This window comes from Streptomyces cyaneofuscatus, assembly GCF_042718795.1.
Classification (GTDB): domain Bacteria; phylum Actinomycetota; class Actinomycetes; order Streptomycetales; family Streptomycetaceae; genus Streptomyces; species Streptomyces cyaneofuscatus_A.
Genome location: NZ_JBHXOX010000055.1, coordinates 1 through 19,061 on the forward strand (window position 1 = coordinate 1; position 19,061 = coordinate 19,061).

General features: G+C 63.6%; 15 protein-coding genes and 3 pseudogenes. 3 read left to right on the forward strand and 15 right to left on the reverse strand.

Translation table 11 applies throughout. The annotated features are described in order from the left end of the window. Positions 1–1,368 precede the first annotated feature (1,368 nt). Together ACFWRT_RS36710 and ACFWRT_RS36715 are read right to left on the reverse strand one after the other, a co-directional pair. Complete coding sequence (locus ACFWRT_RS36710) at positions 1,369–1,890, reverse strand: transposase (protein ID WP_380949363.1); 522 nt, start codon at positions 1,888–1,890, stop codon at positions 1,369–1,371. Next, entirely contained in the window at positions 1,791–2,930 is a 1,140-nt protein-coding gene (locus ACFWRT_RS36715; protein WP_380949021.1) for a transposase, read from the reverse strand. The genes ACFWRT_RS36710 and ACFWRT_RS36715 overlap by 100 nt, the downstream gene beginning before the upstream one ends. Between ACFWRT_RS36715 and ACFWRT_RS36720 the strand changes: the two genes are divergently transcribed. Next, complete coding sequence (locus ACFWRT_RS36720; RefSeq protein WP_380949364.1) at positions 2,841–3,725, forward strand: transposase family protein; 885 nt, start codon at positions 2,841–2,843, stop codon at positions 3,723–3,725. The genes ACFWRT_RS36715 and ACFWRT_RS36720 overlap by 90 nt on opposite strands. Before the next feature lie 57 nt (positions 3,726–3,782). Beyond that, positions 3,783–4,329, forward strand: a pseudogene (locus tag ACFWRT_RS36725) (transposase family protein); the annotation flags it as partial. Between the two features lie 162 nt (positions 4,330–4,491). Here the strand turns inward: ACFWRT_RS36725 and ACFWRT_RS36730 are convergent. The 12 genes and pseudogenes from ACFWRT_RS36730 to ACFWRT_RS36785 all read right to left on the reverse strand — a co-directional run. Further along, positions 4,492–5,235 (reverse strand): oxygenase MpaB family protein, encoded by a 744-nt coding sequence (locus ACFWRT_RS36730; RefSeq protein WP_380949022.1) that lies wholly within the window; start codon positions 5,233–5,235, stop codon positions 4,492–4,494. After that, the gene (locus tag ACFWRT_RS36735) at positions 5,232–6,215 is read right to left on the reverse strand and encodes a terpene synthase family protein (RefSeq protein WP_380949023.1); all 984 of its coding nucleotides are present in this window, start codon (positions 6,213–6,215) and stop codon (positions 5,232–5,234) included. Before ACFWRT_RS36735 ends, ACFWRT_RS36730 begins: the two co-directional genes overlap by 4 nt. A 37-nt stretch (positions 6,216–6,252) precedes the next feature. Continuing rightward, entirely contained in the window at positions 6,253–7,311 is a 1,059-nt protein-coding gene (locus tag ACFWRT_RS36740; protein WP_380949024.1) for a polyprenyl synthetase family protein, read from the reverse strand. Positions 7,312–7,361: 50 nt separating this feature from the next. Next, entirely contained in the window at positions 7,362–8,567 is a 1,206-nt protein-coding gene (locus tag ACFWRT_RS36745; protein WP_380949025.1) for a hydroxymethylglutaryl-CoA synthase, read from the reverse strand. Continuing rightward, on the reverse strand, positions 8,557–9,648 hold the full coding sequence (locus tag ACFWRT_RS36750; protein ID WP_380949026.1) for a hydroxymethylglutaryl-CoA reductase: 1,092 nt from the start codon (positions 9,646–9,648) through the stop codon (positions 8,557–8,559). The genes ACFWRT_RS36745 and ACFWRT_RS36750 overlap by 11 nt, the downstream gene beginning before the upstream one ends. After that, the gene (gene fni, locus ACFWRT_RS36755) at positions 9,645–10,763 is read right to left on the reverse strand and encodes a type 2 isopentenyl-diphosphate Delta-isomerase (protein ID WP_380949027.1); all 1,119 of its coding nucleotides are present in this window, start codon (positions 10,761–10,763) and stop codon (positions 9,645–9,647) included. Before fni ends, ACFWRT_RS36750 begins: the two co-directional genes overlap by 4 nt. After that, a complete protein-coding gene (locus ACFWRT_RS36760) occupies positions 10,721–11,908 on the reverse strand; it encodes a phosphomevalonate kinase (protein WP_380949365.1) in 1,188 nt (395 codons plus the stop codon). The genes fni and ACFWRT_RS36760 overlap by 43 nt, the downstream gene beginning before the upstream one ends. Then, positions 11,908–12,948, reverse strand: a complete 1,041-nt coding sequence (gene mvaD / locus ACFWRT_RS36765) for a diphosphomevalonate decarboxylase (RefSeq protein ID WP_380949028.1) — start codon at positions 12,946–12,948, stop codon at positions 11,908–11,910. The genes ACFWRT_RS36760 and mvaD overlap by 1 nt, the downstream gene beginning before the upstream one ends. Next, positions 12,909–14,177 carry a mevalonate kinase gene (mvk, locus tag ACFWRT_RS36770; RefSeq protein WP_380949029.1) on the reverse strand — a complete coding sequence of 423 codons (1,269 nt, stop codon included), beginning with the start codon at positions 14,175–14,177 and terminating at the stop codon, positions 12,909–12,911. Before mvk ends, mvaD begins: the two co-directional genes overlap by 40 nt. A 31-nt stretch (positions 14,178–14,208) precedes the next feature. Continuing rightward, complete coding sequence (locus ACFWRT_RS36775; protein ID WP_380949030.1) at positions 14,209–14,454, reverse strand: acyl carrier protein; 246 nt, start codon at positions 14,452–14,454, stop codon at positions 14,209–14,211. 36 nt (positions 14,455–14,490) lie between these two features. Further along, positions 14,491–15,468 (reverse strand): beta-ketoacyl-ACP synthase 3, encoded by a 978-nt coding sequence (locus ACFWRT_RS36780; protein WP_380949031.1) that lies wholly within the window; start codon positions 15,466–15,468, stop codon positions 14,491–14,493. Between the two features lie 465 nt (positions 15,469–15,933). Further along, a pseudogene (locus ACFWRT_RS36785) lies at positions 15,934–16,228 on the reverse strand (ISAzo13 family transposase); the annotation flags it as partial. Between ACFWRT_RS36785 and ACFWRT_RS36790 the strand changes: the two are divergent. Continuing rightward, positions 16,219–16,821: pseudogene (locus tag ACFWRT_RS36790) on the forward strand (IS5 family transposase); the annotation flags it as partial. The pseudogenes ACFWRT_RS36785 and ACFWRT_RS36790 overlap by 10 nt on opposite strands. Positions 16,822–16,883: 62 nt before the next feature. On the opposite strand, the gene alaS reads toward ACFWRT_RS36790, so the two are convergent. Next, on the reverse strand, positions 16,884–19,061 hold a 2,178-nt coding region (gene alaS, locus ACFWRT_RS36795), incomplete at its 5' end, for an alanine--tRNA ligase (RefSeq protein WP_381121429.1).

Genomic DNA, 19,061 nt, shown 5'->3' on the forward strand with positions numbered 1-19,061 from the left:
ATCCGCCGCTACATCACCTGGCGAAACCGCCACGCCGACGACCGACGCCTACGCGCCGTCGTCGGCAAGGCAAACGTTGCCTGACCCGGCACTAGTTCCGCAGTGTCTCGGTGTTCAAATCGAGATCACCAGCGACCGACTCGATCATCGCTCCCGGCCTTGACCGGTACAACGCGACGGCGTCCACCTTGAACTCGTAACGCTTTATCCCGACGGGGACTCCCTTCTCCCGGACCATCAAGATGCAAGTGTCTCCGGTGTCCAAAACCCGGGGGCCAGGCCTGCGGCTGCCTAGCCCCCGAGAGCGACATTCAGCCCTATCGACCTACGCCTCCCGGGACGAACGGCGGCGATGGGATGTCGCAGTCATGCCCTACTTGGCCTACTTGAGTGCTGCCATCCCTTGAAGGCAGGCCGCAAGCGCACATGCGGAGGTTTTCAGACCTTTCGAGGCAACAGCATTTGGAGTCGCGGTTCTGAGGCGCCGGGTAGACGCACTCATAGAGTAAGGGATCGTTCATGTGCACATGTATGCGCTCGTAGCTGTCGTCTCCTATGAAATCTGCCTCTCACTCATCCTTGACGGTGTTCCTCTTTGGTTCATCTGCCGGAATGGGCTTGCTGTGGCTCGCTCCCAGCGACGCGGCACCGCGAGGCGGAGTCCTCGCAGTTTTTGGCTTGAGTGCCGTTCGTCGTACTGTGTCAGTGGATTAATCTGCGTCGCCTTCCTGATCACCAAGCAAGGGCTCGTCAGCGCGTTGTTGCCCCGCAGCAGCCGCGTCGCAACCCGAGCCGCCGCGACTCCCCGGCGACCGTCTGCTAGCGGCCCAGAACCTGCCAAGCGATGGTGACGTTCGGGACGGAGTGGGCCTCCTCCTCGGGCAAGCACCCAGCTGTGACCGCGAGGCCGAGGGATTGGTTGACCGGGTCGCTGCCTAGGACGGTGGCCAGATCGGCGGCTTGGGCCATCTGTGCGTGGATCTGGGATGCTCTGACGGGGCCAGCGTCCTTCAGCCAGCGGCTGGCTCCCGGGCAGATGCCCATGAATGCGACTTTCCCTTCCGCGCGGGGCTGCAGCCTGGGCTGATGGTTCGATCGGCCGACAGGGGGGTCGGGGTAGTGTTCATCGATGATCTGCGGGATGCCGGGCGTGGACAGCTGGTGACTCCAGATCTCCGACACATGTCCGGACTCGGAGCGGGCCTCGGTTCGACAACTCGTCGCCGAGGGCCCGGCACCAGACCGGGGCACCGGTGGGGCCGGGCGGGGTCGAGTAGCAACGTATGTTAAAGGTGACGGTGCGGTCTGAGCAGACCGCCCGTTCCTCGCCTTAGCTTGACTCTGTCGGGGATCTTGGGCCGGTTGAGGTCAACTGCCCAGGTTTCGCCAGGACTTCAGGCGAGGGATCTCGCGCTGGTCGAGGTAGTTCTGGAAGGCAGTCGGCTGGCGGGGTCTGGGGGCTTCCTCAGCGGGTGACAGTCCGCTGAGGCGCTCGATGTTGACGGCGATGGCCGTCAGGATGTGCTGGATGTGGGCCTTCCCCTGTCCTCGGTAGCGGCAGCGCCGCATGCCGTGTCCGTGGGCGAGCTCGTTGACCGTGCTCTCCACTCCGGAGCGGACCGCGTAGCGAGTCTTCCACTCGGGCGTCTGCTGTTCGGCGCGGACGCGGAGTTGCAGGTCACGGAGCTCGCGCGGGGGAAAGCCCACGGTGCGGGCGCTGTCGGCGGTGCTGGTGCACTGCGTGCGTGCCGGGCAGGGGCGGCACTGGCTCTTGGTGAACCGTGCCACGATCAGCGGGGCGGCGGTGGGCGAGGAAGTCGGGTAGGGGCCGTGCCAGCCCGCGCTTGTCTCGCCCTGGGGGCAGGTGACCTGCTGCTTGTCGTAGTCGATGGAGAAGTCGTCCCGGGCAAAGCCCTCGTCGCGGCGTTGCTGGCGGTGGGGTTGCTCTTCAGCGGACCGGAGACGGTGACCTGGTGCTCACGGGCATCTTGTTCCAGGTGGGGCAGGGAGGTGTAGCCGGCGTCGACCAGGTGCTCGGCGGGCAGCAGGCCGCGACGAGCCAGGCGGGTGTGGATGCCGGGCAGGACCTGGCTGTCGTGGGTGGTGGCCGCAGTGGTGGTGACATCCGTGATCACGTTGGGGCCGTCGGGGGCACAGGTCTCGGTCAGATGAGCGGCGAACCCCTTCCAGCTGATGATGTGTCCGTGCCTCGCGTAGCGAGCCGAGGTGTCGTAGGGCGAGACGATCGCCCGCGACGACGGCGGCAGACCGGCCCCGCCTTCCTTCTCGGCGGTGCGCCAGCGCAGCTGTCCCGCGGCATCACGGCGATAGTTCTGCACCATGATCTGTCGCAATGCCTGGATGCGAGGACCGAACCGGCGGTCCGCTCCGTGCCGGTAGAGGTGCTCCAGAAGCCGGACGGCGTCGTTTCCGGTGGCAAGAATTCTGGTCATGGGCCTGGTGGGGTTCTTCCCCAGGCGGACCGGCCGGCCGTAGCGCAGCCCCCAGCCCTCGTCGACCAGTTCGTCCAGCAGGTGAGGCGAGGTACCGGCGACTTCTTCCAGGGCGGCGCGGACCGCCTCGGTGATCAGCTCCAGTCGGGTCAGGTCGCGTACCGCGGCCAGGACGTGGGTGGAGTCGGTGCGCTGGGTGGTGCGCTCATGCACCAGGCCGGCCTCCTTCAGGCGGGCCAACGCAAGGTCGAGGAGGCGGTCGGCACGGCCATCCTCGGCGAGACGATCGCGGAAGTCGCCCAGCACACTGTGGTGGAAGCCGCGATCGTCCAGCTCCATGGCCATTGCGTACTTGAAGTCGATGCGGCAGCGGACCGCCTCGGCGGCCTGCCTGTCCGACAGACCGAGCATCATCTGGCTTGCTTGGCCAAAGAGTTGGCCGTGCCGTGGCAGGCCGGACTCGAAGGCCGACGCCATGCCGTACGCGGAGGAGTCCGGAAGCGGGCCGCGGGTGCCGGCGCCCGTCACCAGCTGGTGTTCGTCGACCGGTTGGTGGCCACGCTGATACATCTACGGCACGACCTGCCGCACTCGGTCCTGAGCCTGCTGTTCGGCGTCGACCGCTCCACCATCACCCGTGCGATCGCAGAGATACGCACGCTCCTTGCCGAGCGGGGGTGCGCGGTCCCCGACCGTCCCGGCCTGCGTCTTCGGACGCTGACGGACGTGTTCGCCTACGCCCAGTCCGAAGGCGTCGAGCTGCGGCTTGACGCCACCGAGATCCAGGTCCGCAGGCCGCAGGCCAACCGCGGCGGTCGCCGTGCGTTCGTCTCGGGAAAGAAGAAGCAGAACACGATGAAGGCCACCGTGATCGCCGACTGGCGGGGCCGCACGTTATGGACCGATGCCCTGCGGCCCGGTCGTATGCACGACGCGACAGCCGCCCGCAACGAAGGCATCGCCATCTGCTTCCAGCACTTCCCCGACGTCGAGGTCCTCCTGGACGACGGCTACCTCGGCCTGAGCCGCGACCACCGCGGGCAAGCGATCACACCGCCCAGAAAACAGCGTCCGGGAGCACTGCCCGGCAGGGTCGAACAATGGGAACGCGACCGTCACGGCCACTCATCCGACCGCATCACCGTCGAACACGCCCTCGCCGACCACAAACGCTGGAAGCAACTGACGCGCTGGACCCACCGCCGCGACCGCCTGCCCGACACCTACCGTGCCATCGCCGGCCTCGTCTCCGACCGCACCCACAACAACTGAGAACAGGCCACGACCAGGCCAAACACGCCTCACCCGCTATCACGCACCAACTTGTAAGAGTGCCTGTCTGAGGAGTCGGGCTTCCGGTCGGGTATTGCGTGCTGGCGGAGTGTGGGGGACTGGAACGAAGCCGACATCTGGCAGCAGCTGAACGAAATGCTGCTGGCCAATCTCTACGCTGCGGCCCGCCCCGACTGTTCGCGGGCGGTAGCCGACTCCAGTGATGTGCGGGCGCTGAAAGGGGTAGCCGCTCGGGACCGTGGTCAGTCGATCGTAGCCGAGAGGGATCGAAGTAACACCTGATCACCGACGGACTGGACACCCCGCTCGCCGTGATTCTTAGGGGCGGCAACCGCAAAGACGTCACACATCTCCTGCCCTGATCAACGTAACCCCACCCGCCAGAGGTCTGCGCGGACACCGCGCCGTAAGCCGAACTCGCCCTCCGACCGCAGGTACGACCACGACATCTACCGCGATCGGTCCGGCAACGCTGCATCGTGCCGGCCAGCGCCCGCCGCGGCACCCTCACGGCACTGGATTGGGCAAATACCGCTGGGCCGTCAAACGCAGCTTCGCCTGGCTCCAAATCTTCAAACGCCTCTAAATCTGATGGGAACGCCGAGCCGAGATCCACGAAGACTCCTTCACGCTTACCTGCTAAAAGCTGTCCCGTAACTGCTGGCGCCAACCAATCTTGCGTTGAGTTGCGGGACAGCCTTTACCTCATCACCCTCCCACAGATCAACTCATTATGTAGCCGCTGTTAAAGCTGCCACGGGCGCATCTTCTTGAAGGAAAGGCGTCCAGAGCGGGCAGACAGGTGCAGGTGCACGGTGAAACGCAGAAGGCGAGTGGGCTCAGCCATTCCGGCGGCCTGCCGCACTGCCGGGCCGAGCACGACAACCGAGACCAGTTTCCGCCAACCCCGCGCTCCAGACACTCGGTCGTACATCTGGGGCAGAGTGGCTTTGATTACCTTTTTACTGGCGGAGTTAGCGCGGACGTGGACTAACTCGTAGGAGTCAAGGAATTCAGCCACACCTTCATAGGTACGAGGTATCGCGCAAATTCCCATTCTTTGTCCAAGTTCGCGATAAAAAACGTATGTGCCAGCCAGTTCGCGCTCCGAAAGTGGGCGGCGTCCATACGTCTGTATCCATCGGGTTGGTACCACGATAAAGGCTGATAGGACGTAAAGCATATCCTCGTTGGTCAGACCATAAGTTGCGTGCACCCTGTTGACGTGCCGAATGGCCGCATCGCCTTGAGCATCGGAGAATCCGCGTTCGATGATGTGGTATATCAGATGGCTGGTTGCTGAGGCTCGCGTTCGAGGAGCCGAAAGTAGTGCACCAGTCTGACAAAGCACACTGCTTATGCTCGGTATCGCCAGCGTGCGAAAAAACGCAAGCTTGAGTCCGAAGCTAAGGTCCTCGGCCAGATCTGACCGTGATAGATCACGATAGACTAGATGACCGTGCAATGGGCCTAGTTCCGGCATAGTCATTGCGCCGGACCCTCATCCATGGTGCCCCAAGCTGATTTCTGGCGCTCCGAGACGAATCGCCACGCTAGCTGACCAGGCAACCATTGCCCAAGGGAGGTGAGATGGCGTTCGAGTGCACCTCTCTCTTTGTCAAAATCAGCTTTCTCAAAATGGGTGCGCAACTTCCTGATCAGCTCGTCGAACTCGACAATTCTGATGCGAATTGCGCTCCCGACTGCGTCGACGGCCTCCTGCGCGCTGATATCATCGATCTGCTGCTTCAAGGAAACATAGTTGTGGACCTCGCCATTTTCTCTCTCTCTCGCCCACGAGAAAAGGTCGTTCGTCCACAGAGTGATGTCGCCGGCGGCGAGGGTCGCCGTCCTCAGCAGTTTCATGGTGGCTATCTCGCCCGGCAGCTCTGCATCGTTCGCTATCTCGATGAAGTCGGCGTACGTTAAAAACGCGTCGGCGCGCCTACTCCTATACTCATCCAGCGGCGGAAGAGCGCTAATAGCTCTGTTCTCTGCTTCCCATACACAGTAGTCGAAGAAATTGGCAAGATGTAAATGGAAACGCGTTCGCCAAGCTTCGGACATAAGTGCACTCGTGCGTCGCCAGAGTTCCTTGAAGGCCTCATCGAATTCCCCTGTTGGTGTCGGCGTCGATCCGACGCTTGGTGGTAGTTGGGCGAGCACTCGGTCGCATATTTTTCTGACCTGCTTGGGGCTATGCCCCGTCGTTGTCTCGTCGAAAAGATCATCGAGCGCGAATAAGCACCCGATCCAGGCTGTGATCAATTCCAGTCGGTGCCTGTCGGCCTGCAAATAGGTATGTCCGGCCAGTGTCCCGATGTGGCAATTGTTGTGACGTTCTGCCCTGGCTTCGTTTGGAACAAGTCCGAAATGGCGCACAAACTTACGCCCGTGCTGTTCGGCATGAGGTGTTGAGGGGTTGATTAGGGTTACGCGAGGGATATTGAGATTGGGAAGTATAATCATTGCTAACCTCCGAAAACGGAATGATGTTTAGTGTCTGCTAACCCGACCTGTGGGTAAGCTGATCTACGAGATCACGCATACTCTCTTTGGATGGCGCGTGGAATTCTTCAGCCCTGCTCACTACAACAAGGGCCATATTGCGGCGCTCATTGATCATATTCTCGATAGACTCTCGTGCTCCGCACGATCTTAGGATATGGCGCACCTCCGCCGCATCATCCTCGCTAAGATCAGGATTACCGAGAAGCTGTAGTAGCCTGCTTCGGTGTTCTGCGGGCGCGTCACGAAGAGCTACAGCAATCAGCGGAGTACGCTTACCTTCTCGTAGATCATCAAGGCGTGATTTTCCAGTGACTTCCGGCGTGCCGAATACACCTAGAAGATCGTCACGGAGTTGGAAGGCTTCACCGAGGAGCAAACCGAACGCAGACAGCGTCTCTGCCTGTGTTCTTGATGCTCCGGCGAGAGAAGCTCCCAGAAGGAGAGGCTGCTCGACGGTGTACTTGGCGGTCTTGTAGCGAATAATGCGCATTGCGGCATCGAGGTCGTCGTCCAGGCGTCCCGTAGCGTCAACGTCCAGATACTGCCCGGCAATCACCTGCGCGCGCAGGGCGTCCCACACCGGTTGGGCCGCCGTGCGTTGTGCGTCGCTGATACCGCTGTGTTGAAAGAGTTCATCCGCCCAAATAAGAGCCATGTCGCCAGCAAGGATGGCCTTGCTCATTCCGTCATGTGAGTCGATACCGCGGTCAGCATGCCGATCTGCAAGTGTGTGCTGCAGGGTTGGCAAACCGCGTCGGCTGTCGGATTTGTCGATGATGTCGTCGTGGATGAGAGCAAAGGCGTGGAAGAGCTCAATCGCCGCGGCGCACCGCTCAACGGCGGGGGACAGCTCAGCGGTAGTAGTCGCGCGGTAGCCTAGGCAGCACATGAGGGGACGAATGCGTTTCCCGCCGTTGAGGGTGAACGACGTGATACTGCGGGCCAGATGATTCAGTGCGACTGAATTGTAAATTTTGCTCTCGAGGTGAAGACGCAGATAATGGTCGACTCTGCTGGCCGCGTTCGGCGGAGGTTGAGTAACAGTCTTTGCCATGGTCGGATCTTTCGTCGTGGAGGCCGACAGGTGCCGGAGAGGGACGAGCGTTAGTTTGGTTGCATAGTCGACTCGTGTCGCTTGTTAGGGGTGTAGATACGCTGGTGGTCCTTGAGTCCTTCGAGTCGGTAGGGGCCGGTCGTCTCCTGAGCAGCGAGCCATGTCGTTCCATCCGTAGGCGTGGTTAAAGCATGGTGCTGCCGGTATTCCTCGTAGCTAATGGAGCGTCGTCCGGATATAGACCGCTCATGCTGAGCTGTGCGCAGGTGGCGGCGGTAGCCGGGCATAATCCGGACGGTCAAGAACTCGGCCACACATCCTGATCCATAACTGAAAAGACCGATTGGCTGTCCTTCGAGTTCCGTCTTACTGTCTAGCAACGAGGCCAGCGCGAGGTAAAGCGAAGCGGTATAGCTGTTACCTATGGTTTCATTGTAGGTAGTTGTCGGGGAAAGCATCACGCCGATGTCGGCACGTGAGGTAGGCAGGTCGGAGAGGCGAAGGAGGCGGTGATGGGCCTTGTGGGCCATACGCGTAAAGGGTTGGTGATAACAGACGGCAGCGAGATCGTTTAGCTTCCGGCCGCCGTGTTTCCGGTAGTCCGTCCACGCGCCTTCCAGCGCGTCGAGGTAGGCGTTGAGAGACTTTTTTCCATCGACGAGAGCGGTAGTACGGTAGTTGGGGCGCCAGAAGTCCATGACATCCTGAGTGTGCAGTCCGCTGGGCCGCTCGATCGCGGCTAGCGCCGGCTCTGCGCTGACCAGCATGGCCGCCGCGGCGGCTCCTTGGGTGGATTCACCGGGGCTGTTGAGGTCATAGCGAGCAATATCGCTCGCAACGACAAGGACCTGCTGGTTGTAATCTGAGTGCACGAGCGCGGCGGCTAGTTGCAGAGCAGCGGTAGCCCCGTAGCACGCCTGCTTGAGTTCTACTACGCGGACATGGGACGGCAGGCCCAAAAGTGAGTGGACGTATACCCCCGCGGCCTTGGACTGGTCGATGGAACTCTCTGTGGCGAAGAGTAGAGTCCGCAACTTTGTGGTGCCGTGTCGCTGGAGTACTGCAGCGACTGCGTCTGCCGCCATGGTGACGATGTCTTCGTCGGTTGCGGGCACGCTCATGGCCCGCTGACCGATTCCCTTGTGATATTTCGCAATGTTTGCCCCGGTGTGCCGGGCGAGTTCAGCGTGGGTAAGGGACAGGCTGGTGGTTCGGAAAGTCAGATCACGTATCCCAACCTCAGGTCTACGGTGCACGGTGCTCTCCCTTGGTGCGTTCGATGCTGGTGTGAGCTTTCATCAGCTCGCCGGGGTTGGTTTGTGCGGCCAGAAGGGACAACTCCCCGCACAGAACGGTGCCGGCTGCCAAAGCAGCCAGGCGGCGGGCATTGCCGCCGACGGGACGCCCATCGCGGCAGCCCAAATTTCTGAGCACATCGTCGGTGCCCTCCAGATTCTTGCCGTTGCCAGTCGTGCCGACAATCACGTTGGGCAGCGTGCAGGAGAAGTACAGGTCACCGTCGCGGTCGGCCGCGTAGGTGACACCTTGGGAGCCTTCAACAATGTTAGCGGCGTCCTGGCCAGTTGCTAGATAGAAGGCAAGCAGCATATTGGCATAATGAGCATTTGCAGACCGTATGCCACCGGCTAGGAGAGTGCCGATGAGATTCTTGTGCGTATTCAGGTGTGCGACTTGGGCTGCCGTTGTGCGCAGTTGGCGTACGACGACGGCGCGCGGAATAAGGATTTCGGCCGTGACGTTTTTTCCGCGGCCCAGTATTCCATTGATTGCCGTGGCCTTCTTATCGCTGCAGTAATTGGCGGAGATCGAGCCGTAGCGGATGCCGGATATGGTCGAGAGTATGTGCGACAGGACGGCGTCAGCGGCCAGCGTAACCATGTTGTGGCCCGAGGCGTCACCCGTGGCGAACTCGAAGCGTAAAAAGAGCAGGGGCCCGCAGATCTCGTGCCGAACGGCAAGCAGTTCGGCGTAACGACTGGTGCTACGGGTAACCGACTGCAGTTCTCCGAGGCGGTTTTGGAGGGCGCTGGCAGCTTCCAGACACCGTGCCGCGTCTTCACCTTCGACGAGAACGGAACGAGTCATGCGCTCGTCAACGACGGTTGCCCTGATGCCCGCTTCAGTGTGGCGCGAAACTCGGGCGCCACGGCCGACGGCAGGCCACAAGGGTGATTCGTAGGTCGCCAGAGGTACACGTACCTCTCCTTCAACTGCGTTGCCGCAGATGCGCAGGGGGCCGATCCACCGCAGAGGGATAGGGGTGTAGTTCTTGCCGCGATCGGGGTCTTCCGCGCGTATAGTGGCGGATATTGTCATGCCGTTTCCTCGGTGGAGGTTTTGATATCAAGGCAGCGCTGCCGGGCGAAGTCGTAGAGACTTCCAGTCAGTACGACATCGCAGGAGGAGACCTCGGCAGGGCAATGTGCACCGAGGACCGTCATGAGAGCAGTGATTTGGTCAAGCCACTGTTGTATCTGGGAGATCAGTGGCGCCAGCCCGTCGCGTTGCAGCGTCGCGAGAAATGCTGCGGATACCCCTGCGGCATGGGCGCCCAGAGCCAGGCTGCGAACGACGTCCAGGGGATGGCGGATGCCGCCGGAGGCGAGCAGGGGCAAACCGCAGCCGCGAGCATCGAGGAGCGCGGCGGGAGTGCTCAGCCCCCAGGAGTTAAGGTAGGAGTAGTCAGCTTGCTCGCGGCGTCCGTTTTCAATCGCGGCGAAGTTGGTCCCGCCCCCGCCCGCAACGTCCGCGACCGCGACCCCAAGATCCGCCAGCTGAGATACCGTTATGCCGCTTAGCCCGAAGCCAACCTCCTTGACGATGACCGGCACCGCAACGGCTGTTGCGATTGCCTCAATGGAGGCAGGCCAGCTGCCAAAGGAGCGATCACCCTCGGGCATGACGGTTTCCTGGACGGCGTTGATGTGGATCTGAAGAGCGTTTGCTTCGAGCAAGCCGACGGCACGCCGCGCTTGTTCAGGAGTGGCTAAGGCGTTGACATTGGCCATGATGAACCCGTGTGGGTGGTGGCGGCGCACGGTGGCGAAGGTGTCGGCGGTGTCGGGATCTTTAAGGTAGGGGCTCATGGATCCCGTGGCCACGGGCAGACCGGTCTCGTGTCCGGCGATGGCCAGGTCACGGTTTATCTCCCCCGTCATAGGGCTGCCGCCTGTCATGGCGTTGATGTAGAGCGGAACTGGCCAGTGCATGCCGGCAAAGCTGCTGGACAGATCAATTAAAGTGCGGTCTGTACCCGCAAGGGCGTGGTGTATGAGGTGGACGTCGTCGAATGGAGATGGTGACCCATTGGGAACTGCCCGAGCGGAAGCAGATGTACTCGGAGTCTGGGCCAATGCGAGGCGGACGTGGTCGTCCTTGCGTGACGCGGTCACAGCGGGTTCCTTGCGGTAGGGGCGTGCAGGACACGGCACAGCGGTCCCCGGAGATGGGGTCCCGCCGCCGGCGACAGAGTGTTTAGGGTCGTGACGCTAGACAGCGACATGGGCGTGATGCCGAGTTGGCGCCAGCGGTCTTGAAGCTGGCCAGGGCTGGAAGTGATGGGCAGGAGCGCGATACCGCAGTCCCCGCCGCCTGCACCGGAGGGTTTGGCTGCCGCTCCCAGGCGGTTGGCGGTGTTGCATAATGTCGTCAGCTCAGAGGTAAAGACTTGAAGTCCGGTCTGATCATCGAGCTCGGTTAGTAGATGGTGTGCACCGCGGACCGCCCGGAGAATGCCTGCTGAATTATCCTCTTCCAAGGCGTGGGCGAGCTCGTGCACCAGCTCTGCGCTACGACCGCGAAAAGCCTTATGACCGGTTGAAGCCCACCAAGGTTCCGTTCGGAGCTGTCCAATCCGGTCGTGGGTGGACGCTGGCCGATGGGTCCACCCGGCGTGCAAGGTCAGCGATGTCGGAGCGGGCACTGAACGGACGGAGAGCCCCGACCACGGTGCGTGCAAGGTGTCCAGGACACCGTGGGCAGCGAGATATTGCGCAAGAGCGTGGCGGTCGGGCGGGCTATAAGCGATCCAGTTCTGCCAGATGCTGGTCGCGACGTCTGCGCCCGAAGGTTGGGGATCGACCGTGATGCTGGCCAGGAGGGCTAACCTGAAGCGTGCTTCGGTAGTCAGTGGGAGGCCGATGTAGTCGATCAATGCTTGTACGGCAGCGGCGGTCACCGCTCCGCTCGAGCCAAGTCCCAGCTTGAGCCCCTGCTCGTGCAAGGGGCCACTAAACACCTCTAACCGTACCCCCACCAAAGGAGTGCCCAGGCTCACCAGCAGGGCGTCGACCGTGCGGACAACTGCGAACAGCAGAGCTAGAGGCCCAGTAAGAAGTTCAGCGTCCTCTTCGTGCAAGGCATGCAGTCCTGCGCCATCCCGTACGAGCGCAACAGGTCTCGGCACGAGGTCGGAGACGATCTCGCCCGCGTGAGCAGAGTTGATGCACTCACTTGCAGTGACAGTGACGTATCGATTGACCGCAGCGATGACGGCTGGCTGGCCGGGAGTGAGGACTGCGTACTCGCCGGCAATCATCATCTTGCCCGGCGCCCGCGCGGTGACGGGGGGCCGCATCACGCCTCCTCCTGTGTACGCAGGCGGACACCCGGACCGGGGCCGGCGATGACGGTGCGGTAGCTGGTCGTCTCACGCAGTCGTTCGGCGATGCGGGACGCATCGGCTGGTGGACAGATCACCTTTACGTTCGGACCTGCATCCATCGTGGCCCACGTCTGCTCTCCGGCTCGGCGTAGGGCCCGCACCGCCTCAAGAACTTGGTGAGAGCCAGGGGTGCGGTAGTTGATGGGTGGAGAGGCGGTCTCCATCGTGTGGTGCATGCCCATGGCATTGTTTTCCGCGATGCGTCCGACCGTTTCCAGATCGCCCCCCACTAAGGCCGTGCGCATCAGGCGGATGTCGCTGCGGATGTTGGCCAGCCACCCTGCGTAATCAGGTGATGTGGCCTGAGTCCTGCGCATGGCTTCTCGGCTGGAGACGCTCTTGGCCTTTTCGTCAACCAGGACGACGATGAGCGCCAGGTCCACCGTGACGCCCCTAACCGGCTCGGCGTACGAACTCGCATGTGGGTCGCGTGCGTTGCTGTCGCCTGCGTACCAGTGCACGAACCCTCCGTGGACCGATCGGGCTGCGGAACCCGAGCCCCGCCGCGCCAAGCTTGTCAGCGCGCGGTCGTCCAAATTGATTCGGAAGGCAGTCGCGGAGGCGCAAGCGAGAGCTGCGAATCCTGCGGCGGAGGAGGCCAGACCTGCGCCCGTGGGTACTGTGTTGTGCGTTGTCACTGACACTGCGCAGGGCTCATCGGTGTGCCTTCGCACAAGATCGAGAAAATCAATGACACGGTGGAGCTTGGTTCCGCTGGCAGAGACGCCGTCAATCACCACCCGATCCTCCGCCCCGTCGGGTTGCAACTTGACGGTCGTGGTAGTGGGGTAGGCGTTCAGCGTCACGGACAAGCTGTCCGCGGATGGCAGGACCAGATCCTCGTCTCGCTTGCCCCAATACTTCACCAGGGCGATGTTGGGATGCGCGATTGCGGTGGCAGCTCTTTCTTTATTCACTGATCGCAGCCTTCCGCCAGAAGCGGAGCTAGCCACGTCCGCGTGGCGCCGTGTGCCCTGAGGTGTGCCGCGAGCTCGTCAGCCTGCGCTCGACTGCCGGCCAACGCGATTGCGCAGCCCCCCAGGCCTCCCCCCGTCATTTTGGCGCCCAACGCTCCACCGGACAGGGCCGTATCGACAAGCCCATGTACCTTTGCGGTGACCAGTCCCAACTCTGTCAGAAGCGTATGCGTCTCAGTCAGGCGGTGTCCCAGACGTTCGAGCTGGCCCGCCGCGAGAGCGTCGAGACCATCCGCGGTCAGCACGGTGGACCGACCGAGGAAGTCTCGCTGCAGGAAGGGGCTGTGGGTAAATAGCCCATTAAGCATCTCTACAGCTTGGTGAGTGCTGCCGGAAGTCCCACTGTCTGCAACAACCACCCATCCCTGCCGAGCGGTGACGGGTACAGCCATGCGCCCTTGATTCAGCACAACCAGCCCAGATTGTCCAGTAGCGTGCGCATCAATACCGCTGGATCGCCCGTGTGTGAGCCGCTCCGCCGATTGGACGAGGTCGAACAGATCCTGGGGGCCCAGACGCAGATCTAATAGATGGTTTAGGGAAGCAGCGACCGCGCGGGCGGATGCTGCACTGGATCCCAGTCCACGTCCTGGTGGGATGTTACTTTCTAGCAGCAGGTCCACTGACGTGGCTTGAGTGCGATCCGCACGCTCAAGCGCGGTCGCCACGAGTGCGTGCATGGATGGCGAAGCGGTGAGTTCGGTATATCGTCCGCCGGGGTCAGGGGTGCGCACGCACAAGGACGTGAGACCGCGCCCCGGTCGATCTCCGAGCAGCGCAGTGGCACGGCAGGTAGCTGTTGGTACGGCCAGGGCTACCGCGGGAGCTCCGTAGACCACGGCATGCTCACCCAGGAGGATCACCTTACCGTGAGCTTCGCCGGTAAAGGCGGAGAGTGATGAGGCTGGGGGGATAGGCACGAATGGCTGTTGGCGGTCGCACGCAAGATCCGGCTGTGATGCGCCGACATGGCAAGAGTGAGCTGGAGCAGACCAAGAATCCGACTGCGCACCACGCGAAGACAGTAATGCGGAAGCGGCAGGTACCGTTTGGTAGATACTTCGGGTGAGTTCGGATATGGTGTGCATGCAACCTACACCAAAGTAATTGGTGGGCTTTTTCATTAGCGGGGTCCCTCCACTCAATGCTAACGGGCGGCCAGCGCGCCGGCTAGTGTAGGAAGTGGTTTCTGAGTGGCCGATCATTGGCCCGGCGCAGCGCCGCCGATGAACGAGTTCAGCTCGCAGCGTCAACGACTTCCACACACAGAGCGACGGTCGCTCCTTCAGTCACGAGCTTCTCTTCGTCGATGCTCTTACCGGTTTCGTTTTCGATCTTTTGGGCAAGTTCGGTGATCTGCAACGAGTCAAGCTGCAGATCCTCGTAAAGGCGTTGGTCTGGACTGATTTCCTCGACACGGCGTTCGGAGATCAATGCAATGCAGCTTTGTACCAATTCGAGGGTATGCGCGTTTGAGGTCATGGCGGTCCTTATGGTGGATGTCGGCAATAAGGGTGGTCAGGGGCAAAGAACAACTTGAGCCGCATAGGTCAGGCCAGCTCCGAACCCGAAGAGGAGAACGGCATCACCACTTGCGATGGCGTTGTCCTTGCGCAGTGCATGCAGGGCGAGGGGCACGGAGGCGGCACAAGTGTTTCCGGTCTGGATGACGTCCTGGGCAACTGTCAGACCACGCACGTCGATGTTTTGGGCGAGGATGTCAAGGATGCGCAAATTGGCCTGGTGAGGAACGAATGCCTTCAGGCGTGATGGTGCGATCCCCGCTCGGTCGCAGGCGTCCTGGATGATCGGTGCGAGTGCAGTCGTTGTCCAGCGGAACACCTTGCGTCCCGCCATCTCCATCTGCCGCGTCGCGGGATCGATAACGATCAGGTCGGACTGGGCTCCGTTACTGCCCCATGCGGGGGGAAAAATCTGCGGCAGCGGGCTGGGCTGGACCAGCGCGGCTGCGGCCCCGTCAGCGAAGATCGGACCGGTATTGCGGTCATCGGGCGCCACCCAGTCGCTCATGCGCTCGGACGCAACGACCAAGACCTGGCGCGCAATGCCTGCGCGCACGAGCCCATCAGCGACCGCGAGGGCATGGCTGAATCCGGAGCACGCAGCATTCACATCGAATGCGGCCGTGGCGTGGCACCCCAGAGCAGTTGCTACCTGCGCAGCACCGTTAGGCATCGGCGAAGGCATCGAGCAGGTGGCGAGCACCAAAACGTCGATGTCGGCGGGGTCGGCCTGGGCGTCGGCAAGGGCTTCCTTGCCGGCTGCCACGGCCATGTTTACCACCGTCTCGTTTTCGTCCGCGTGCCGCCGCTCCTGAACGCCCACACGCTGGGCGATCCAATCCGGTTCTACGCCTGCCGCGGTGGCCGCTTCCTCATTCGAAATCAAGAATGACGGCCGATAAGCGCCCAATCCTGCGATGCGAGAGCCTGGCTGCGGCCTCCCGATTTTTGCAGATTCTGCAACCTTATTCATCATGCGTTCCCTGTGATTTTCTGAAAGAGGTATCCGCGCACGATTATTCGCTTACTAGCTGCCTCAAGATTTCACGGCCGTGCCACCCATGGCCATGCTACGGGCCCTGGGAAAAGTTGAGGCGGTTGGGTGGGCGGAGCTTGAGCCACCCCAAGGTCTTCCACTCATGGAACACGCTTCTGCCGAGATGAGCCAGGGAATCAGCCTCCGCGCATGACAATGCGTGGAAACCTTGTGCGCTTGTGATTCATCCCGCGTGTGCTGTTGAGAGGGCCTTGAGCTCATTAGGGCTGCTCCGTAACTGAGCGGCGGGACAGCTCGTGTTCCTCCAGAGGGCCGTTCCGGTCGCGCCAGCTGGTGAGAGTTAGATCCACAAAGGTGCAGATCGCCCTGCATTCCACCGTCGCCGACGCCAACAGCTCCGGGCCATTCACCGCAGGGCTTTCGGCCACGGGCTTTGATGCCGGGGTTGCTGTTCGTGAGGTACGCGGTGGCGTCGGCGGGTGTGCGGAACCTGGCTGTTGAGGATCGAACGATGCAGCCGTGGTCGGTGAGGAGGGGCTGGATTGGGGGTCGGCCCTGGTGATGGTGCTGCCGTTGCCGCCGAGGAGGTGGGCGATCAGGTCTCGTGTTCCGAGTTTACCCAGGTGGAGAACGGAGGCTAGGACTCGGTCGGCGGTGGTCAGCGTGTCCTTGGCCCGGCTCCGCGAGCCCTGACGTTGTCTCCTCCTCGCTGCTGTGACCGCCCGCGTTCACGGAGCCTTCGGCCGGTGGGAACGCGACGGCGTCTTCGAGCACCTCAACGCCCTGCTGCGGCGCCGGGTCCGCGAGGACGAAGGCCGCAACCCGGAGCCGACCGGGTTCGTCATCGACGCGCAGAGCGTGAAGACCTCCACCAACGTCCCCGCCCGCGAACAAGGTGCCGACGTGGGCAAACGGATCGTGGGCCGCAAGCGGAGCATCATCATCGACACCACCGGGCTCATACTGACCGTGCTGGTGACCGCTGCGAGTATCCAGGACTCCGCCGCCGGCGAACGCCTCCTGGACCACCTCGCTGCCGACCATCCCGGCCTCCGCAAGGGCTGGGCCGACCGCGGCTACCGCGAGTACCTCGTCGACCACGCCGCCCGCCTCGGCATCGACCTCGAAGTCGTCCGCCGCACCCCCGGCACCAAGGGCTTCAAGGTCCTGCCCCGCAGATGGGTGGTCGAACGCACCCTGGGCTGGCTCATGCACCACAGCCGCCTGGCCCGCGACTACGAGGCTCTACCCACCCGCTCCACCGCCATGATCGCCCTCATGACCCGCCGCATCACCCACGAATCCACACCAACCTGGCGAGGAGCCTGAACCTCACCAAGTACGCAGAATGGAGCGAAACAACGGGGCAAAACGCCCTCTCAGTAGGCGTGTCAGAGCGTGGTGGCGATCAAGTGGGGCAGTGAAGTGAGAATCTTGGCGACGCGGTCGGCGGGCAGGCCGCCGCCCTGGGCGACCTCCGGTGAGCCGCCGCCGCGGCCGCCGAGGAGTTGCTTCACCAGGTGGGAGGCGTTCAGGCCGGTCGCCCGCGCCGCCTTGTTGAGGGCGAGGACGAGGGCCCCGTCCTCCGTGCCGATCGCTACCGCGCAGGGCAGGTCGGCGGGCAGGTGGTCGCGGACGGCCAGGGCGAGAGTGCGGGTCTCCTGGGCGGTGCCGTCCGTCGTGGTGGTGATGGTCCGTACGCCGTTCACCTCGGTTGCCGTGTCGGCGAGTTCGGCGGCGCGGGCGGTGGTGGCCTGTTGCTTGAGGCGGGCGTTCTCCCGGTCGGCGTCCCTGAGCCGGTCGAGGAGGGCGGCGATGCGGTCGGGCAGCTCGGCGCGGGGGGCTCCGAGCTGCTCGGCGACGCGTGCCACCAGGTCCCGTTCGCGGGCCAGGTAGCCGAAGCCTTCGATGCCCACGGCCGCCTCCAGGCGGCGCATGCCCGCGCCGACCGAGCCTTCCGAGGTGAGGGCGACCGTTCCGATCTGCGCGGACCGGTCCACGTGGGTGCCGCCGCACAGCTCCCGGGACCAGGCGCCGCCGATCTCGACGACGCGTACCTTCTCCCCGTACGTCTCGTCGAAGAGGGCGAGCGCGCCGAGTTCCTTGGCCTCGGGCAGGGTCATCCACCGCACGCCGACGGGCAGGTCGCGGCGGAGCGCGCGGTTGGCGGCCTCCTCGATCTCGCTGCGGACGGCCGGGGACAGGGCGCCGCGCCAGGGGAAGTCGAGGCGGAGGTAGCCGGGGCGGTTGTAGGAGCCGGCCTGGAGGGCGTTCGGGCCGAGGATCTCGCGCAGGGCGGCGTGCAGGACGTGGGTGCCGGAGTGGGCCTGCCGGGCACCGAGCCGCCACTCGGCGTCGACGGCCGCGTGGACGGTGTCGTCGAGGGCGAGTTCGCCTGCGGTGATGCGGACCTGGTGGACGACGAGGCCGGGCAGCGGGCGCTGGACGTCGATGACCTCGGCCTCGACGGAGGCGCCCGACAGGAGTCCGGCGTCGCTGTCCTGGCCGCCGGACTCGGCGTAGAACGGGGTGCGGTCCAGGACGACGGTGACGACGTCGCCGGTACGGGCCACCGGCACCGGGCCGGCCGGGCCGAGCAGGGCGAGGACGCGGGATGCGGTCTCCAGGGTGTCCCAGGCCCGCCAGTCGGTCGGCCCGTGCGTGTCGAGGACCGTACGCAGGGCGGTGGTGTCCACCGCGCCGCCGGCCTTACGGGCGCGGGCGTCCGCGCGGGCCCGCTCGCGCTGCTCGTTCATCAGCGCGGTGAAGCCCTCGCGGTCGACCTCCACGCCCTGCTCGGCGGCCATCTCCAGGGTGAGGTCGATGGGGAAGCCGTAGGTGTCGTGCAGCAGGAACGCCTGCGCGCCGGGCAGCGACCGGCCGCCCTCGGCCTTGACCCGGGCGACGGCGGTGTCGAGGACGGTGGTGCCCTGCTTGAGGGAGGAGCGGAAGGCGTCCTCCTCGGCACCGGCCTGATCGGCGATGCGGGCATAGGCGTCGGTGACCTCCGGGTAGCTCGGCGCCATGCAGTCGCGCGCCACCGGCAGCAGTCCGGGCAGCACCAGGTCCTCGTAGCCGAGCAGCCTCATGGAGCGGACGGCACGGCGCAGGATCCGGCGGAGCACGTAGCCGCGGCCCTCGTTGCCCGGGGCGGTGCCGTCGGCGAGGAGCATCAGGGCCGTACGTACGTGGTCGGCGACGACCCGCAGCCTCACGTCGGTCTCCGGGTCCGCCCCGTAGCGGACGCCGGCCAGGTCGGCGGCGCGCTGGAGGACGGGGCGGGTCTCGTCGATCTCGTAGAGGTTGTCCACGCCCTGGAGCAGGGTCGCCATGCGCTCCAGGCCCATTCCGGTGTCGATGTTGCGGCGGGGCAGCTCGCCGAGGATCGGGTAGCCGGACTTGCCGGGGCCCGGGCCGCGCTCGTACTGCATGAAGACGAGGTTCCAGAACTCCATGTACCGGTCCTCGTCCACTGCCGGACCGCCCTCCCGGCCGAACGCCGGGCCCCGGTCGTAGTACAGCTCGGAGCACGGCCCGCACGGTCCGGGGACGCCCATGGACCAGAAGTT